This window comes from Ralstonia sp. VS2407, assembly GCF_052950655.1.
In genome coordinates, this window is record NZ_JBRFVG010000002.1 from 385772 (window position 1) to 403937 (window position 18166).

The following is an 18166-nucleotide window of genomic DNA, read 5'->3' on the forward strand; positions in this document are numbered from 1 at the left end:
ATGACGCCGGCGAGCACGCTGCCAATACTGATGACACGCCAACGAGCAACGCAGCGTCTTGCCGAACCGCCCCCGGAACCCGACAACGCCAGCCAGTACAACGGAGCGCGCCATGATCCAGAACATCGATTGCACCGCCCAATGCAATGACTCGCAAGACCTCGCCGCTTTCGATACTGTGCTCCCCGTTGGCGCACACCTCGTAGCGGGCCGTGATGGATACCAACACCACGGCATCTATGTCGGCAATGGCCAGGTGATTCACTACGCCGGCTTCTCCCGCCGCCAGCGCTGCGGGCCGGTCGAGCGCATCTCGATTGGCTGCTTTGCATGTGGTTTTGCGGTAACCATCCAGTGCGACGCCAGCCCCTGCTACGACGGCGAAGAAGTCGCTCGCCGTGCCGGTTCACGCCTGGGCGAGCGCAACTATCGGCTGCTGACCAACAACTGCGAGCATTTCTGTTCGTGGTGTCTGTTTGGAGAATGCCGCAGCGCACAGGTGGAGGCGTGCCTGAAGAGCCCTCTGCGGGCTGCGCGCACGCTGTTCAAGCTGATGCTGCTGGCACTTTCCGCCGAATGGCGCACTGCGCAGCCGCCGGCTCAGGCCGCATGAAGCCGGAGCGCACCATGCCCCAATCCGACACCTCCTTGCACGAACTGATTGCCAAGTGGTTTGGCCAGAGCGACACACCGCATCTGCGAATCACGCGGCTGCATTGCCCCGGCGTTGATTGTGGCTGCGTGCGTGCGGAATTGACGACATCCGCCCGCCCACTTGCCATCGTCTTCTTCCGTCACCAGGCCGGTTGCTGGAGACTGTTTCCGCCATCGCGCGTACGCCGCCAATAGCCGCAACGCAAATCTTCCTGCTGCACGGCGGTGGGACTTGGCCGGTGGTTGATCCGCATCAACCGCCCTACCGGCTCAAGCACGAACATCAAGGTTCGATCGGACCTTGGTTGGCGCACGACCATGCGAGGGTGACGAAGTGAAAGAGAGTATGCAGCCACGGCAACAAAGGTTCTCGCTCTGGTACGCCGTCATCGTCGCGTTGACCATGCTGGCGCTCCAAACGCTGTTCATGTCCGAGCAGGTCGACACCCTCCCCTATAGCGACTTCAAGGTCCTCCTGCATGCGGGCAAGATCAAGGACGTCGCCATTGGTGACCAGGACATCACAGGCACTTTTTCGACCGAAGGCGTCGAGGGGCTGTTGACGCAGCAGCAGATCGATGCCATTCGCCGCACGGGCAAGGGCGACCATCCTTTCCAGACCCTCCGCGTGAATGACCCGGCCCTGGTTCAGGAGTTGGAGGCCGCCAAGGTGCGCTTTGTCGGTCGGCCGGACAACAAATGGTTGAGCACGCTCCTGTCTTGGGTCGTGCCGGCGCTCCTGTTCTTCGCTGTCTGGAACTTCCTGATCCGGCGCATGGGCGGCGCTGCGGCCGGTGGATTGATGGAGATCGGCAAGAGCAAGGCAAAGGTTTACATGCAAAAAGAAACCGGCGTGACCTTTGCCGACGTTGCCGGCATCGACGAAGCCAAGGAGGAACTGTCGGAAATCGTCAGCTTTCTGAAAGAGCCGTTGCGGTATCAGCTCCTGGGCGGCAGGATCCCCAAGGGTGTGTTGCTCGTGGGTGCGCCAGGCACGGGAAAGACGCTGCTTGCCAAGGCAGTTGCCGGTGAGGCAGCCGTGCCATTTTTCAGCATGAGCGGGTCGGAGTTTGTCGAGATGTTCGTTGGCGTCGGTGCGGCGCGCGTGCGGGATCTGTTCAGTCAGGCCGAATCCATGGCGCCGTGCATCATCTTCATTGATGAACTCGATGCCTTGGGCAAGACGCGTGCGTTCAACCTCGTCGGCGGCAATGAAGAGCGCGAGCAGACGCTGAACCAGCTTCTGGTCGAGATGGACGGCTTTGACAGCAACAAGGGCGTCATCATCATGGCCGCGACCAACCGGCCCGAGATACTCGACCCTGCCCTGCTTCGTCCCGGACGGTTTGACCGCCACGTTGCCCTGGACCGGCCCGACCTCAAGGGTCGAGAGCAGATACTCAAGGTCCACGCCAGGAACGTCACGCTGGGGGCCGATGTTGACTTGGGAAAGATCGCCGCGCGAACCCCGGGTTTTGCCGGAGCCGACCTGGCCAACCTGGTCAATGAGGCGGCGCTTCTTGCGGCGCGCGAAGGTAAATCCGCCGTTCAGACCGTCGACTTCGACGAGGCGCTTGATCGCATCGTAGGTGGCCTTGAGAAGAAGAACCGCGTGATGAACGCCAAAGAAAAGGAGACGATCGCCTACCACGAAGCAGGCCATGCCATCGTGGCCGAGCACCGCCCGCTGGCTGATCGTGTTTCGAAGGTTTCCATTATTCCAAGAGGTATCGCCGCCCTGGGCTACACGCAACAGACCCCGACGGAAGACCGCTATCTGCTCAAGCGCAGCGAATTGCTGGACAGGCTCGACGTGCTGCTGGGCGGTTACGTTGCCGAGCAGATCGTGTACCACGACGTATCGACTGGTGCGCAGAACGACTTGCAACGCGCAACCGACATGGCGCGCCAGATGATCACCCAGTTCGGCATGAGCGAGCAGCTTGGTCTGGCCACCTACGAGCAAACGCCCAACCCGCTCCTTGCCGGTACCGGCCTGATGCAGCGCGAGCGCAAGGAATATAGCGAAGACACCGCTCAGTTGATCGATGCGGAAGTGCGCAAGGTGCTGTCCGATGCCAGCGCGCGCGTAACCGCCACGCTGGAAGGCCAGCGCGCCAAACTGGAAGCACTGTCGCGCATGTTGCTGGACAAAGAGGTGGTTGACCGCCACGACCTGGACATGATCCTGTCTGGCAACGTGACCCCGATGCCGCCTCCGAAGGCAGAAGCGGGTTCTCCCGCCAGCGCCACGGCACCACAGCCCGCGCAACAGCCGCATTCAAGGTAACAGCGCCGAAGTCAATGGTTCGATGGCGGAGGTTTCGTCCAGATGGATCAGCGCGTCAAACTGGGCGCCAATGGCGGCATCGAAGTAGTGCGACGCGTACTCGGTCTTGGGGAGGTACAGCACGCCGATTGCCCGTTCCAGCAGTGGTTCGCGGAACACATCTGCCGCCGTATCGCCAAGCGGGAGGAAGAAGCGATCGAGCCCCGTGCTATGGAACAGGTGTTCCCAACTGTCTGGCCGCGCTGGCCGCACCCATTTCCGCTCCGCCTCGCCACCCCACTCGGATGCGGCGCACACGTGGCCGGTATAGGTCGTAAAGCCGACGAGCAAAGCGGCACCGCCAACCTGCTCGCGCACGAGCTGCCCAAGGTTCCACTCATGCCGGCTGGCGGATTCCGTTGCCCGTGCGTCGCCCACATGCGAGTTGTGCGCCCACACCACGATCCGCCCGTCACCGCCACGGCGCTGCCGATACGCAGCCAAACCAAACAGCGTCTGTGCCATGTGGGCGTCGCGCAGGTTCCACGTGTTGACGCGGTGCCCGAATGATTCACGGTAGTACGCCTCTGCGTTGACGACGACGATGGCGTTTTGCTCGGCAAAGAAATGCGAGTCGATGGCAGCAATGCCGTCCTGCTCGATCAGCCTGGCCTCGCCCGCCCGAAGCCGGCGCAGTTGCTCGATCACCTCACGTTGCGCAGGCAACCTCAAACCTGCGGCCGCTTCGTAGCCGTACGTCATGGGTTCACGCACGTGGTCCAGCGCTGCGTAGTGCATCCGCGCCACCGCCGCCTGTTCCGGGTCGGTCTTCTGCAGGTATTCGATGACAGCCTCGGCTGACCTGTACAGGCTGTACAGATCCAACCCATAGACACCAACACGTTCCGGCGCGGCAAGAGCCGCGTTGTGCTCATGGAGCCAACTGATGAAGTCGAGCATCTCCGGATTGCGCCACATCCACTCGGGAAACCGCTGGAAATCTCCCAGCGCCTGGGCGGCGGTGTCCGTGCCCTCGCCCTGAACATAGCGATTGATGCGCCACACATCCGGCCAATCTCCCTCGATGGCGACGGCATCAAAGCCGCCTTGCATGATCAACTGCCGCGTCATGTCTGCGCGTGTCTGATAGAACTCGCGTGTTCCGTGCGTCGCCTCGCCCAGGAGAACGTAGCGCTTTGCACGGGCCATCTCCACAAGGCGGTCGTAATCGCCAGCGCTGCCAGTGAGGCGGCTGGCCACTTCACGTACACCAAGGAAAGGTGTGAGCGGTGTGGACATGGGCGATCGACTCCACGGGATGTCGCTGCGGTATTTGCAGTCTAGACAGCGCGGCTGCACGCTGATTGCGCTATCGCAAACGACGGGCCCCTCGATGGGCGTACCGCCGTTCGCGCACGCTGGCGCGGATGTTGCCCGTGCGTTGACGCTCATCAATCGCCATCCAAACCAATCGTCCAATATGAATCGGGGCCCCGCCCGGTTCGCGCGTGCGGCCGCCATTCTTGCGGAGGCAGCCAATGAAAGCGCAATGGGTAAGGCAGTTGGCCATTGCCCTGGCTCTCCTGCTCTTGTTTGGCAGCCCGGCAATACCGCAGCCGGATGCATCGGAAAACGATCTACAACCCGCCACCGCAGTGCAGCTCGATCAAATGCTGGCACCCATCGCGCTGTATCCGGACGCATTGGTCGCGCAGATCCTCATGGCAGCCACATATCCGCTTGAAGTGGTGCAGGCTGATCGCTGGGTGCGTGACCCCGCTCACGCCGCCCTTGGGGGCGACCAGTTGGCTGAAGCCCTCGCGCCGTTGCCGTGGGATCCGAGCGTGAAATCTCTGGTGCCGTTTCCCGGGCTCCTGCACATGATGAACAACAACCTGGGTTGGACGGAACGCGTAGGCAACGCATTCTTGGCCGACGAGGGCGCGGTCATGGACTCGATCCAGCGCTTGCGCAGCCGGGCTCAAGCCAACGGCACCCTGGGGTCGACCACACAAGCTGTGGTGTCAACGCAGGATGGCGCCATCATCATCGAGCCCACCAACCCGAACGTGGTCTACGTTCCGGTCTATGACCCTTACGTCGTCTATGGGCCGTGGCCCTATCCCGCTTACCCGCCGTACATCTTTCCCGACATCTGGGGCGGAGTGATCGTCGGCGGGCTCGGGTTCGGGTGGGTGGGTTTTTCGGTCGTCGTTCCGTTGTGGGGCTGGAGCCATTGGAACTGGCACGGCCATCACATCGATATTGACCGGGGCCGCTTCGGCAACATCGACCGCCATCGTCCGCCACCCAGTGGCGTCTGGGCCCATGACCCGGGGCATCGCCATGGCGTGCCATATCCGGGAGCATCGCGGGGGCGGTTCGGCCCGGGCTCTGCGATCTCGCCGGACGCGCGGCGCGGGTTTCGTGGTTACCCAACGCCCCCGGCCCCGCCAGCGGGCTCCGTAATACGCCCCTCCCCGGTTTCGCCTGTGCATCCGACAATCCGGCCGCCGCCGGCCAGGCCGGCGCCCGCTCCCGGTGCACGCTCCTCCCCGCGCCAGTCACCTGGCTACCCGCCCACGTTCGAGTCGTTCGGGCGCGGATCCGATGTGCGCGGACAAGCCCAACGCGGGCAAGCCAGCCGCATGTCGCCCGCCCCGCCCCAGCCTACTGGACCACGCTCTGGTGGCTTTGCACCCCACGGCGCAGCGGGCGGCGGGCACGGGAGACGATGATGCACAAGATCTCTAGAGCGCTGCGCCTGCGCCGCCTTGCCGTGCAACTGGCGATGCTGGTTCTCTATGCGTCCGCCGTTTCATCCTGGGCCGACAAGCCCGCGCAGCAGGCGTTCTCTTCCCCCGAGAACGCTGCCGAGGCATTGGCATCCGCATGGCGCTCGGGCAACGCGGATGCCCTGCTCCTCCTGTTCGGGCCGGCAGGGGCAACGCTGGTGAAATCGGGTGACCCCATCGGCGAACAGATCGCCCGAAGCAAGCTGGCCTCCGCATACGACGAAGCGCATCGAATCGAACGAGACGCTGAGGGCCATGCCGTCATCCTCCTGGGCAAAGACGAATGGCCCTATCCGATCCCGCTGGCAAGGCGGGGCACGCGCTGGCGCTTTGACACGAAAGCCGGCGCACAGCAGATCATTGATCGACGTATTGGCCACCACGAGGCACACGCAATCCGCGTCTGCCGGGCGTATGTCGAAGCGCAACTGGCTTATGGCACGTCGCACCGCACCGCAGATGGGCGCGCCGTGTTTGCACAGCGCCTAGGCAGTTCACCCGGCAAGCATGATGGCCTGTTCTGGGTGCCTTCCGCCGGAGATGAAGAGAGCCCGCTGGGACCGCTCATCGCGCTCGCCGATGCACGACGCCAGGACACGTCAGGCGCGGGCAAGGTCATCCCCTTTCATGGCTACGTCTTCCGGATCCTGACTCGGCAGGGAGAGCACGCGCCGGGCGGCGCGCGGAGCTATGTCGACGACGGACAGATGACAGGCGGATTCGCACTGGTCGCATTTCCCGCAACCTTCGGGGCATCGGGTGTCATGACGTTTATCGTCAACCAGGATGGCGTCGTATACCAAAGGAACCTCGGCCCGCATACCGCCCAGATCACGCGGCGCATGCGCGCGTATGACCCCGACGAGCGCTGGAGCCCCGCATTGCCGTGATGCCGTGCTCTAACCCCCGGCAATTCTGAAGATAACGACATCATGGAACGCGCGCCTGACTCTGAAGCAGCAGGAAACGCTGCCTGCCAAGTTGGCCGTCATGCGCGCCATCGGAGCGCATTTCCACTCAAGTCTGATTTGATGAGTACCGCGGCACGCAGACTTGATTCAGCCCAAATTGCGTCGCGCTGCGGAAGGTACTCTGAGAAGTGTCCACCGCGACTGCGTTGCAGGTTCTGGTCTGCAACAGGCCGGAGGAACTCGCCCTCACAGGAGTCAACATGAAACAACGCTCTCAATCCGAACGAGTGCGGCCGGCACGCTGGAGCCCGTTTGCCGTCGAGCCGATCCACAACCGATATCGGGAACCCGACAAGGCACCGGCTGCAAGCTGCTGCCCAGTTTGCGGTGCTGTCTATCTCAAGGGCCGCTGGTTGTGGCGCAGCCCGCCACCTGGGGCCACTTCCCTGGTCTGCTCGGCATGCCAGCGTGCCGCCGACCAAATGCCCGCAGCACGAATCCACCTGTCTGGAGACTTTGAGGCGGCCCATCGAGAAGAGATCCTGACACTCGCCCGCCACCGCGAAGCTGATCTGCGCGCCGATCATCCAATGGAGCGCATCATGGCTGTCGAAAGCACGAGCAGCGGCACTGACATCCTGACGACCGGCTTTCATCTGGCGCGCGATATCGGCCATGCAATCCACCATGCATTCCACGGACACCTGACGTTTGACTATGGCAACGCAGAGACCGAACTGCACGTGAAATGGAGCCGGTAGTACCCCGGGGCGTTCCGTAACGCCCCCAGATGCCTGTCCGACAGGTTGGTTAGCCGATACGCTTCAAGACAACGACACCTCTGCGTAGCGCTGCTCGATCTCGGCGGCGCTGCCAAGTTCGGTACCGGCATGGCTCAACGCTGCTGCGGCCGCTGCCATGCCGTATCGAAATGCCTCTCGCATGCCTGCATTCCGGTTAAGCGCCCACACCATCCCCCCCACGAAGCTGTCGCCGGCTCCAATGGTGCTGAGGAATGACGTTGCGACGGCACCTGCCCGGACGATTTCTTCCTGCGTGACGAGCATGGCCCCGCCTGCGCCCAGTGTGAGCGCGACCGCATGCGCGTGCCCATTGCGGACAATCTCTTGCGCAGTCTCCATGCAATCCGCTTCTGTTTCCAACCCGCGCCCGGTCAGCTGTCGAAGCTCGTTCAGGCTTGGCTTGATCAGGTATGGCCCATGCGGCAACGCCGCGCGCAATGCCGGCCCCGAGGCATCCAGCACGACACGGCTGCCATGAAGCTTGGCCTGATCAATGACCCGCGCGTAGAAGTCGTCGGCCACCCCGAGCGGCAGGCTTCCGCTTAGGACGAGGTAGCGCGGCGCTGGCTGCAGCGCATCGAGGTAATCCAGGCAGTGCTGCGACTCCGATTCCGAAACGACCGGCCCCGGCATCACGAACCGGAATTCCCGGTGGCTGCAGAGTTCCGTCACGGAAAAGTTCTCACGCGTCTCCCCTTCGATCCCGAGCGCGACGAACGGTAAGCCCTCTACCGACAAAAGACGTCCCAATCGTTCAGCCACCGGGCCGCCGGCAAGGTAGATGGCCACGCAATCACCGCCCAGGCGATCGACAACACGGGCGACGTTGACTCCGCCGCCTCCAGGGTCAAGGCGGGCCGGGGTGCAGCGCATCTTGTGTGTATCCGTCAGGCACTCGACCGACGTGGCGATATCGATGGCGGGATTGACCGTGAGCGTGACGATTTCCGGCATTGCACACCTCAGGGGCTATGGCGGGCAGCCGGTAGTCATGCTGCACATCCGCGTTTGGATCCTGCCGCCTTGATCATTACAAGCATGTCTCGGAGGGCATTGAGAAGCGCGACATGTACGTCCACATCCGATGCCTGGTCTATTGCAAGCTCCCGCCCCTGCATCTGCACTTCGACGTGGACGAAATAGGGTCCGCCGCAAAGCGGCTCGGCTCTCTCCGAAGCCAACCTCACGCTGCAGCGTTCGACCCTGCATGGAAGACCACTGAGTCTGGTGGAGAAACGCCTCACGGCTTCCTTGATGGCATCCGAGGGAGGCAGATGACGGAATTGAATCTCGACTCGCCGAGTGTCCATGATCTAAACGGAATGAAAACCAAGTTCAACAGCGAAGCAGCACCAAAGCGAACTGATCTATTAGCCTATTGGGCGCTACGTAGCGCGCTTTGACCTACCTCAACACCGCAATACCTGCTTACGCTAATCACGCCCAGTGGCTGTACACATTGACGTGTTTGCATAGGCTGCCGGGATATGCGAGCAGGTGCGTGCACAGGAGCGCGCTCATCGCCGGGGGCTCTGGTGGATCTCCCGATTGATCAGGCAACGATCGCGCGCTCGATTTCACTGCTTGCATGAGGCTCACCAACCGAATATCTGCGCTGCCTCAGATTGATACGCTCGCTTGCAAGCTAAGGTTGAACACTACATAGGCGAGTCAACGTGAGTAAGCAGCCTGGGATGAAATGCACATCAGCCCGATAGCGCTCCGCTTGTCAGGAAAACCTGACAAGGTTCGGTGCCATGTCGGAGATGACGTCCAGCCCCACATAGCAGCGGCCACGTATCGCCCGAACAGGTTCCAGATTGGAGAGTGATCTTGAGCGACCAAGGGGGCAATCCCCGCATCTTCCTGTCGACCGTCCAGCCTCGACCGAATCAGCAGCGGCTGGTCATGGCCGTGATGCTGGCATCCGTCGTCGTCTTTGTGGCCGTATTGCCGTTCGCTCAGTGGCAACTGGCGCAGGTCTGGGGGTTCATTCCTGTCTATGAATCCGCGGTCGTCATCAACGATTTGGTCACCGCCGCGATGCTGGTCGGGCAGTTCACCTTGCTCCGCTCTCCAGGATTGCTGGCCCTGTCATCCGGCTACTTCTTTACCGCCACGGTGGCGGCGGTGCACATGCTCAGCTTTCCGGGGCTGTTCTCAGCATCGGGGCTTCTGAATGCGGGCCCGCAAACGACAGCGTGGCTTTACATGTTCTGGCACGGCGGGTTTCCCATCTCTCTGATCGCCTATGCCCTTTTGCAGGAAAACACGCGAACACGGCATATCAGGTTGCGGCGTGCCGTCTCTCCCGTTCTATGGGCAGCCTGCGTTGTGCTGCTTCTGACTTACGGGCTGACTGCGCTGGCCACCCACCCCTCTCTCTTGCCGGCCATCATGCGCGGGCATGGATATACCGGTGCAATGTCTACGACAGTGGGCATTGTGTGGATGCTGAACGTGGTGGCCGCAGCAATCTTATGGCGGCACCGTGGCCACTCCCTGCTGAATCTATGGTGTGCGGTTGTCGCCGTCACCTCGGTATTTGAGGTCGCACTGTCTGCCATGTTCAATCATGGGCGGTTCGATCTCGGCTTTTACGCAGGCCGCGCCTACGGCCTCGTCGCTTCCGGCTTTGTTCTTGTCGCGCTGATCATTGAACATGCCAGGCTTTACGCCATGCTGGTGAAAGCCCTGGATAACGAAAGCGCAGCGCGCGCACGCGCCTTGGACAAAACGCAGCAACTGAACGAGGCGAACGAGCACCTCGAACAGCGTGTCAAGGACCGCACCGCCCAGCTCAGCGTCACGAACGTCGAACTTCGACAGGAGATCGCCGAACGCAAGCGCGCCGAACAGGCGCTGGAGCGATCGAGAGAGGAGTTGCGTGAATTGGCAACGATCAGCTCACGGGCGCGCGAAGAAGAGCGACGGCGCCTTTCGCGCGAGCTTCACGATGAACTCGCCCAATCGCTGGCGGCGCTTAAGGTCGACATGCAGATGCTGGAGCAGAAGCTTCATGCCACGAACAAGCCGGTTGCCGACCGCCTGAGTTCAATGGAACAAGCCGTGGATGACATGATCGGTGCGACACGGCGGCTCGCCTCTGATTTGCGCCCCTCCATGCTCGACGATCTCGGTCTTGTACCTGCGTGCAGATGGCTTGTTGAGTCGTTTCAGCGGCGCCATCGCATTCGGTGCGAGCTAACGATCATGCCCGAGCACTTTGAGCTTCCCGAGCCCTTTGCATCCACCGTCTATCGCGTGCTGCAGGAATGTTTGGCCAACGTGGCGCGCCATGCTGGTGCCTCAACCGTACAGGTGAGGCTGGTCCATGACGTGCCCACCGTTCAGCTCTCGGTGCAGGACGATGGCATCGGCTTCGACCCTGCGCATCCGAGAAAAGATTTGTCTTTCGGGCTTGTTGGCTTGCGTGAGCGTGCCTACCTCGTGCGTGGGAGCTTAAGCATCGAATCGTCGCCAGAGGCCGGAACGTTGATCGAACTGACCATTCCACAAACGATGACTGCAGCTATGGAAGCACCGCTTCCAGCGCCCGACGCCCAACCAAGGGCAATCTAGTTCGGCATCGCTGCGGCCAGTCTCATACCAACCCGTGGGTGAGTGCGTACCGCACCAACGCGACATCATTCGGCAAGTTCATTCGTTCAAGAATGCGCGCCTTGTACGTGCTGACCGTTTTCTTGCTGATGCATAGATCGTGCGCAATCGTCGCCAGTGAATCGCCTTTCGACAGACGCACAAAGATATCGAACTCGCGGTCACTGAGCCGCTGATGAAGCAGTCTGTCTGCAGGGTCGCCCAGATTGTGTATCAGCAGCTCTGCCACGGCCTGTGTCATGTACGTACCGCCCGATGCGGCCTTGCGGATGGCCTTCTCGAGCTCCTTGACCGCACCCTCTTTCGTCAGATAGCCGACGGCACCGGCTCGGAATGCGCGTAGCGCGTACTGGTCCTCGGCGTGCATGGTCAGGACCAAAATCTTGAGCTGCGGAACGTCCCGATGAACCTGGGCGATCAGGTCAATGCCGCTGCGTCCGGGCATCGACAAATCCAGCACGATGACGTCGGCAGGTGTACGGCGCACCAGATCGATGGTGGATGCACCATCGACTGCCTCACCAACAACCTCGATATCGCTGGCATCGCTCAGGATCCGGCCCAATCCCTCACGAAAGACGGCATGGTCGTCCGCTATCAGCACCTTGATCATTGTGTATCCCTTGGATCTGCGCACCTACTAGTTCATGGTAGGTGGCAGGGGGATTCCCATACAACGCTTGGCACCGGCTTCTATGATCAAGGTCAGGAACGTGACGGCGCTGTTTGTGACGAACACGGCGAGAACCAAAACGCTCGCCAACCCTGCTCGGGCAACGACGGGAGCGTTTGCGTGATCCCCAGCCGAACACGATGTGCCCAAAGACCATGTGGCGACGCATCGCGGGCATCGATCGGTTGACGCCCATCAAGATGCTGTCCGCATCGGCGTCCAGAATGGTTTCTCCCAGACCCCCCACAGGAGAAAGCATCATGGCTGAATCCGATACCAAACTTGCCGTGAAGACCGGCGCGGAAGCTTCGAACAAGCAGCCTGGCGCCATGCAACCCTGGCGCGCTTTTGACAACCTTCGGCAAGAGGTTGCGCGTGTGTTCGATGATTTCGACCGCGGATTTCATCTCTTCCCATTTCATCGGGCCGCGCTCGATATCGAGCCGTTCTGGCGGCGTGAATGGGCTTTGACGTCCGCGCCTGCCGTGGACGTTGTCGAAACCGACACGGCTTACGAGATCAAGGCCGATCTGCCCGGCATGGAAGAAAAGGACGTCGAGGTCAAGCTGGCCAACGGCGGCCTGACGATCAAAGGCGAGAAGCAGGAAGAGAAGGAAGAGAAGCAAAAGGACTACTACCTGCATGAACGCCACTTCGGCGCGTTCGAGCGGTCATTCCGTATGCCGGACGGCGTCGACACAGAGAAGATCCAGGCCAGCTTCAAGAATGGCGTATTGACGGTGACGCTCCCCAAGACAGACGCGGCGCAAGCCACGCCCAAGACGATCCCCGTCAACGGGGGCTGATGTAACGGACGACGCACCGCAATAACAGCGGAGGACGAATAGCGACTCGTTGCACGACTCGCGCCTCCGCCCACCTTGGTTTTACTGGCGTCCCGAGCCGCTACGCTGCGGCCGCGTCGTCCGGTTGACAGGAACTGACCTTGAAATTCTCGGCTGCCCATGATGACGTGGCGGCGCCCGATATTGGGTCAAGGAGTTCGAGCGTGACTTTGGCATTGGACATTTCATTTCGGGACTTTCCGTACTCCAAAGCGATTGAGGATGCTGTCATCAAACAGGCGAACCGCCTTGGCAGCGTTCAGGTGGAGATCGCCCGTTGCCGCGTCAAGTTGATTCAACTGCCGCGCCAGCAGCTACCTATCCCGTCCGTCAGGGTTCACATTGACGTGATGACGCGCCACCATCGCCACCTCTCTGGCCATGCCTCCGGCGACGACGCTCTTGTCGCACTTCACGATGCGTTCAAAGACGTCGAGTTCGTATTGCGAAGCGAAATGGTCCACGAACAATCGACTGCAATCATCGAAGCAAAGGGGGGCATATGAGCTTGACCGTTCATGCAGGGCGGGGTTGGGTGGACGTTCGTACAAAACGGCGAAGCGACAAGCGCTGGGATTGCGAATGCAGGTTCGTTTCATCCAATGGAAAATGCTCGTCCTGGGTTTCAGCGGCCAACGCTGAGGGCTATGTGTCCCGGGATCTCGCATTCAGTGCCGGCATTCTGCTCGGCCGCGAACTTGCCGCGCGCTTTACGGCGCGAGTGGAATCGGCTCCGCCACGCATGTATCAATGAAGCGGCAGGGCAAGGTCCGCCGACGGCCGGCGTGCCTCGCCCACTCAAGGTTGCTTTAACTGCCGCGTGTCGCCGGCAAGTGATTCAGCGGGGCCAGGTCATGGTGCGCATGGCGGCACCATGCGCGGGCACGACAAGCGTGCCCTGCCGTACCACGCCGTTATAAGACGCGCTGACTTGATACTTACCGCTCGGCAGACGGACGTAGAGCAGCGGGCCTTCCGATACGACAGCCAGGGACACCGCGCCGCTGGCAGAACGAATACGCGTGTCGACATCTGAAACGTACGCGCCCCCTTGCTCAACGAACGTCAAGCGCAGGTTGTAGTCCGCCGCAACGCTACGCATTGCGTCCACCTCGTCTTGTCCCACCCCACCTGACACATAGGCCACGCCTCCTTGCACACGTTGAATAGCACGGGCGGCGTAAGCACCTTCATTCAGGCAGCCCATCTCGTACATGGCACGCCACGAGCGCCTGTTCGTCATCCCACTATGCCTGCCACCTCGTGCCCGGCCCGTCAGCCGATCAGGCTCATTCACGCCTTGAATATCCCGCATGCGCTGCATCAATGCGCGGCGCTCTGCCGGTGTCCGAGCATTGCGCAGTTGCGCGCAAAAATCGGCGCTCGGCTGGCGTACTTGCTCGGGGGCGGGCGCCTGCGCCAATGCCGTGTTTGTCGACAAGAGAGACGCTGCAACCAGCGCAGCGCACAAGAGGCTGTGTACCCGAACCATGACCGACTCCTTGAGAGTTCATTCGCTTCCCTAGAGCCACAATGGTCCATGCGTGCCGAAGCGCGTTGATATGGCGCAACCTTTGATCCAGCCCAAACTGGCATATGACGTCATGGCTAACCTGAAAAGCAGCAGCACGTCCATCGCATACCACTCGTGGCGGCGGCACCCGCTGCTGCTGTGAGCGAAACCGCACGCCGCGGCACATTCCATCCAACGTGAGTTGACCATGACAGCCCGCACCCTCGTCTTCCATCAAACCGCGCGCAGGATGATGCTCAACGGAATCGACCTGTTGGCCCGAGCTGTCAAGGTGACGCTCGGGCCTGGCGGCCGCAACGTGATCATCGAGCGGCCGGGCATGACGCCTATGGTCGCCAACTCCGGCGTGGTTGTTGCGCGTTCCATTTCATTGCGCGAGCCCTTTGCCGATATGGGTGCCCGATTGCTGTGCGAGGCAGCGGCGCGCACCAGCGAGGTCGCGGGTGACGGCACCACCACGGCCACCACCTTGGCACACGCCATCGTGGCGGAGGGCGTGAAGTACGTAGAAGCCGGACACGACCCGATGCAGCTCAGGCGCGGTATCGAGGCCGCCGGCGCCGTTGTTGCGCAGCAGCTCCACGCCATGGCTCGGCCCTGCACCACCGTTGACGAAATGCGGCAGATCGCCACGATTTCCGCCAGCGGAGACCAAACCGTGGGCACGCTGGTGGCGCGCGCGGTTGAGCAGGTCGGCAAGGACGGCGCCATCAGTGTGGAAGATGGCTCGAAGCTGGAAGATCAGTTGGAGATCGCAAAAGGCGCGCGTGTTGACCGGGGCTTTCTATCGCCATTCTTTGCCACCACCGAAAGCCGGGCCGTCGTGCTCGAAGAGCCATGGGTCTTATTGTGCGATGCCACGATCAGTTCGATTGCCCAATTGCTGCCGGTTCTCGAAGCCGTGTCCGGCACCGGCAAGCCGCTGCTGGTCATTGCCAACGAAGTGGAAGGCGAAGCGTTGGCCACGCTCGTGGTCAACAACCTGCGCGGCACGCTCAAGAGTTGCGCGATACGCTCGCCCGGCTTTGGCGAGTCCCGCACGGAACAACTGTCCGATCTTGCTGCGCTGACCGGTGCGAGCGTCATCTCATCGCAGACCGGCGTTTCGCTCGAGCACGCGACGCTTGACCAGCTCGGCCGCGTACACCGAACGGAAACCACCAAGGATTCGACCACACTCATCGCCGGCGATACGGCAAAGGCCGAGGTGGAACGCCGCGTGGGCCAGGTGCGGGCTCAACTCAATGACGCAAAGACAGACTACGACCGCGAGCAACTTCAGCACCGGATCGCGCGCCTGAGTGGTGGTGTGGCTGTCATCAAGGTAGGCGCGGCAACCGAAGTCGCGTTGCACGAACGCAAGAACCGCTTTCAGGATGCCCTTCACGCCACCCGTGCAGCCGTTGAGGAAGGCATCGTTCCCGGCGGTGGCGTTGCATTGCTCCGTGCGCGCTCCGCAATCGACGCATGGAGCGCACCCAACACCGAGCAGCATGCAGGCGCCCGTATCGTGCATACCGCCCTGGCCGCGCCGATGCTGCAGATCGCAGCCAACGCAGGCGCAGACGCACAGGCAGTCGTCCACCAGGTCCTCTCCGGGCAGGGATCGCACGGCTACGATGCGGCGTCCGATCGCTACGGCGACATGCTGGAGCTGGGTGTGGTCGACCCCGTCAAAGTGGTACGCACCGCATTGCAGAACGCCGTCTCCATTGCCGCCCTGTTGTTGACCACGGATTGCATGATCGCCGACGCGCGGGAAGGCTATGTTGACCGGCCGGATGAAGCTTCAAGCCCGGCCATGTTCAACGCCGGATACGCATAGCAAAGCCCCGGCCATCCCGAGCATTCATGACCCCACTGGCGGCGGATCAAGCTTTGCTCACGATCAAGGGAGCTTCCAAACCGTCCTCTACAGTGATGACAAGACACTTCGACACGCCGGACTTGCCATGATCGCTCCCGCCTTCGTCCACCATCAGCGCTCGAGAGCGACGCCCGCCCGGCACATCAATGAAGACGCATTGGCGACGGCCTTTCTTCCGAATGTCAGTACGTTCCCGCTCCCTGACCCGGCGCTTGCCGTTCTGGCAAGAACAGCCGCTTCCTGGTTTGCCCCGACGTTGGCCACCGCAATCCATCTCAGCGCGGAGCATGGGCGTATTCGCGTTGCCGGGCACGTCTGCAATGCCCGCCCGCTAGCCTATCTGAAGATCGCGCTGCTGCGCTTGCCCGGCGTCGTCGGGTTGGACATGACGGTTACGGTGGAAGCCACCACCGATCCGCTGCGAGCGGAGAACATGGCCTTGCAACGTCACCACGTCGGCTAACCGGGGGCGCGCAAGCATGCATACGACTTTCTTCTGCGCGACCAGTTGTCCGTGCCCCCACGCCAACTTCGATCCGAAATGTCCGCAGTCAGTGGAGGAGATTCTCCGCGCGTATGCTGCGCTCTTCTGGTTCAACCTCTACCTCAGGTGCCCCGACTTCTCCACCGCGGATGGCATGTTTCCGCGGGAGCCAGATGTTCGCCAGAAGTATCTGGCAGTGCATTCGAAGGTCTTCACACACTGGGCCACGGCGGCCAATCGTATGGGCATCACCACCGCGCGCTTTCGTGATGTCTGCGCGAACGTGCGCGCAGCCTGGATTGGGCCGGACGACCCTTTGCGCGGTTGCCGCTCTCGGGCCGATGTCCTGTCGGACCATCCAGAATTGGATTTGGACTAAGCACCGGCCCGCCTTCTCACCAAGTGCAATGAGGGACGCATCGCGCTCCGACGCAGGTCTTTTGGCCCAGGCAGCTAACAGCTTCACGATGACCGCCCAATCAGGGGCGTACGGCAAGCCGATCTGGCGGCTTGCGTCAGGTCAACTCTGGCAATGACGAAGTGCCTACCCTGCAGTCATATCAACCGGAGATCGTGATGCCACAACCTACTGATGCAGTCTGCAACCTTGCCTGCGCCACCCTGCGCGATGCCAGCCGCGCAACCGAGTTCTTCGTCGATAGCCAGCTTCAGCTCGCGCGCCTTCGCGTCAAGATGGCGGAAACGGCGCTGCAGAATCTGTCCCAGCTGGAGGGCCAGTTGGACGCAATCAAAGACTGGAGTGGCCTGGCCTCGGCACAGAGCGCCTATATGAAGCTGCAAGCCAACCAAGGCGCAAACGCGGCTCGCCAGTGGGCCGACCTCCTCAATGACGCACAGCGCTCTTATCTGCGCCAAGCAACGGAGTGGAACGACCAGTTCCAACATCGGCCGGGCACGGCTGCATCTCCTGCACAACTGCTCATCGCGTCCTTGGACTCTTGGCAAACATTGGTCAACACCTTCAACGCGATAGCCGCATCGGCTACGCAAGGCCGGACGCCGTCGTAACCGCGCACGAGGCCCAAGAGCGCGCAAGGCGCGTGACGGCGCTCAGGCCGAATGGCTGGCGACTGCCGATCGGAATGTGCAATGCACGGCCTCGACGAAAGAGAAGAGCTTGATTCCTGTCAACGAGGGTGTTTGGCGGCTACCTATTCTTGAAGTAGCCATCGGGCAAACACACAGTGGATGGAAACGATTGTTGATTCAGCGGTTGAACTTGATTTGTTTGCAGGAGCAAAAAATGCGCGGAAAACTCATGATGGCTCTGCTCGTCGTTGCAGCAGCCTCCACGTCGGCGTACGCACAAGGCAAGCCCGACACAGCACCGAACAGCGACGGACAACGGGCCGGCAAGGTGGATCCCTATACGGATGGCGCCAAACAGGCCAAGCCCGACCCGTACACAGAAGGATCGAGGAGCGGCAAGTTTGATCCGTACACGGAAGGCGCAAAGGGCAAACGCGACGCATATACGGAAGGCGCCAAACAAGCCAAGCGCGACCCGTACACGGAAGGATCAAGACGCGGCAAGTTTGACCCGTACACTGAGGGCGCAAAGGGCAAACGTGACCCCTACACGGAAGGCTCGAGGAGCGGCAAGTTCGACCCGTACACGGAAGGCGCAAAAGCCAAACGTGACCCACATACGGATGGCGGCAATCAGACGAAGTAGAGGCATCTGGGATT

17 protein-coding genes are annotated in these 18166 nt (G+C 61.6%); 13 read left to right on the top strand and 4 right to left on the bottom strand.

The genetic code is table 11. The features are described from left to right. Window positions 1-112 precede the first annotated feature (112 nt). Window positions 113-613 carry a lecithin retinol acyltransferase family protein gene (locus ACU8YE_RS04875; RefSeq protein WP_232039470.1) on the top strand — a complete coding sequence of 167 codons (501 nt, stop codon included), beginning with the start codon at window positions 113-115 and terminating at the stop codon, window positions 611-613. 387 nt (window positions 614-1000) lie between these two features. Continuing rightward, window positions 1001-2944: an ATP-dependent zinc metalloprotease FtsH gene (gene ftsH / locus ACU8YE_RS04880; RefSeq protein ID WP_260801794.1), complete on the top strand. Its 1944-nt coding sequence runs from the start codon at window positions 1001-1003 to the stop codon at window positions 2942-2944. Here ftsH and ACU8YE_RS04885 read toward each other — a convergent pair. Beyond that, the gene (locus ACU8YE_RS04885; protein WP_446928212.1) at window positions 2936-4222 is read right to left on the bottom strand and encodes an erythromycin esterase family protein; all 1287 of its coding nucleotides are present in this window, start codon (window positions 4220-4222) and stop codon (window positions 2936-2938) included. The genes ftsH and ACU8YE_RS04885 overlap by 9 nt on opposite strands. Window positions 4223-4461: 239 nt before the next feature. Here ACU8YE_RS04885 and ACU8YE_RS04890 point away from each other — a divergent pair, with 239 nt between their 5' ends. From ACU8YE_RS04890 to ACU8YE_RS04900, 3 genes are all read left to right on the top strand, one after another. Continuing rightward, a complete protein-coding gene (locus ACU8YE_RS04890; RefSeq protein WP_446928213.1) occupies window positions 4462-5661 on the top strand; it encodes a DUF3300 domain-containing protein in 1200 nt (399 codons plus the stop codon). After that, window positions 5658-6608 (top strand): DUF2950 domain-containing protein, encoded by a 951-nt coding sequence (locus ACU8YE_RS04895; RefSeq protein ID WP_446928214.1) that lies wholly within the window; start codon window positions 5658-5660, stop codon window positions 6606-6608. The genes ACU8YE_RS04890 and ACU8YE_RS04895 overlap by 4 nt, the downstream gene beginning before the upstream one ends. Window positions 6609-6889: 281 nt before the next feature. Next, entirely contained in the window at window positions 6890-7390 is a 501-nt protein-coding gene (locus tag ACU8YE_RS04900; protein ID WP_232039464.1) for a BCAM0308 family protein, read from the top strand. A gap of 63 nt (window positions 7391-7453) precedes the next feature. On the opposite strand, the gene ACU8YE_RS04905 is transcribed toward ACU8YE_RS04900, so the two are convergent. Next, window positions 7454-8386: a 1-phosphofructokinase family hexose kinase gene (locus tag ACU8YE_RS04905; RefSeq protein WP_446928215.1), complete on the bottom strand. Its 933-nt coding sequence runs from the start codon at window positions 8384-8386 to the stop codon at window positions 7454-7456. Window positions 8387-9265: 879 nt separating this feature from the next. Here ACU8YE_RS04905 and ACU8YE_RS04910 point away from each other — a divergent pair. Beyond that, a complete protein-coding gene (locus ACU8YE_RS04910; protein WP_322018359.1) occupies window positions 9266-11014 on the top strand; it encodes a sensor histidine kinase in 1749 nt (582 codons plus the stop codon). A 22-nt stretch (window positions 11015-11036) separates the two neighbouring features. Here ACU8YE_RS04910 and ACU8YE_RS04915 read toward each other — a convergent pair whose 3' ends face one another. Continuing rightward, window positions 11037-11666 (bottom strand): response regulator, encoded by a 630-nt coding sequence (locus tag ACU8YE_RS04915; protein WP_232039461.1) that lies wholly within the window; start codon window positions 11664-11666, stop codon window positions 11037-11039. 320 nt (window positions 11667-11986) lie between these two features. On the opposite strand from ACU8YE_RS04915, the gene ACU8YE_RS04920 reads away from it, so the two are divergent. Together ACU8YE_RS04920 and ACU8YE_RS04925 are read left to right on the top strand one after the other, a co-directional pair. Next, window positions 11987-12532 (top strand): Hsp20/alpha crystallin family protein, encoded by a 546-nt coding sequence (locus ACU8YE_RS04920; RefSeq protein ID WP_280928261.1) that lies wholly within the window; start codon window positions 11987-11989, stop codon window positions 12530-12532. Window positions 12533-12672: 140 nt separating this feature from the next. After that, window positions 12673-13077, top strand: a complete 405-nt coding sequence (locus ACU8YE_RS04925; protein ID WP_440077204.1) for an HPF/RaiA family ribosome-associated protein — start codon at window positions 12673-12675, stop codon at window positions 13075-13077. Between the two features lie 332 nt (window positions 13078-13409). Here ACU8YE_RS04925 and ACU8YE_RS04930 read toward each other — a convergent pair whose 3' ends face one another. Continuing rightward, the gene (locus ACU8YE_RS04930; RefSeq protein ID WP_446928216.1) at window positions 13410-13814 is read right to left on the bottom strand and encodes a carboxypeptidase regulatory-like domain-containing protein; all 405 of its coding nucleotides are present in this window, start codon (window positions 13812-13814) and stop codon (window positions 13410-13412) included. A 478-nt stretch (window positions 13815-14292) separates the two neighbouring features. Between ACU8YE_RS04930 and groL the strand changes: the two genes are divergently transcribed. The 5 genes from groL to ACU8YE_RS04955 all read left to right on the top strand — a co-directional run bounded on the left by groL (window position 14293) and on the right by ACU8YE_RS04955 (window position 18152). Next, complete coding sequence (gene groL, locus ACU8YE_RS04935; protein ID WP_446928217.1) at window positions 14293-15930, top strand: chaperonin GroEL; 1638 nt, start codon at window positions 14293-14295, stop codon at window positions 15928-15930. Window positions 15931-16057: 127 nt separating this feature from the next. Then, window positions 16058-16435, top strand: coding sequence for a hypothetical protein (locus ACU8YE_RS04940; protein ID WP_446928218.1), 378 nt, complete (start codon window positions 16058-16060; stop codon window positions 16433-16435). Window positions 16436-16451: 16 nt separating this feature from the next. Then, window positions 16452-16835 (top strand): hypothetical protein, encoded by a 384-nt coding sequence (locus tag ACU8YE_RS04945; RefSeq protein WP_322018355.1) that lies wholly within the window; start codon window positions 16452-16454, stop codon window positions 16833-16835. Window positions 16836-16966: 131 nt separating this feature from the next. Continuing rightward, window positions 16967-17485, top strand: a complete 519-nt coding sequence (locus tag ACU8YE_RS04950; RefSeq protein ID WP_446928219.1) for a hypothetical protein — start codon at window positions 16967-16969, stop codon at window positions 17483-17485. Window positions 17486-17594: 109 nt separating this feature from the next. After that, window positions 17595-18152, top strand: a complete 558-nt coding sequence (locus tag ACU8YE_RS04955; protein WP_252694812.1) for a hypothetical protein — start codon at window positions 17595-17597, stop codon at window positions 18150-18152. Window positions 18153-18166: the final 14 nt, after the last annotated feature.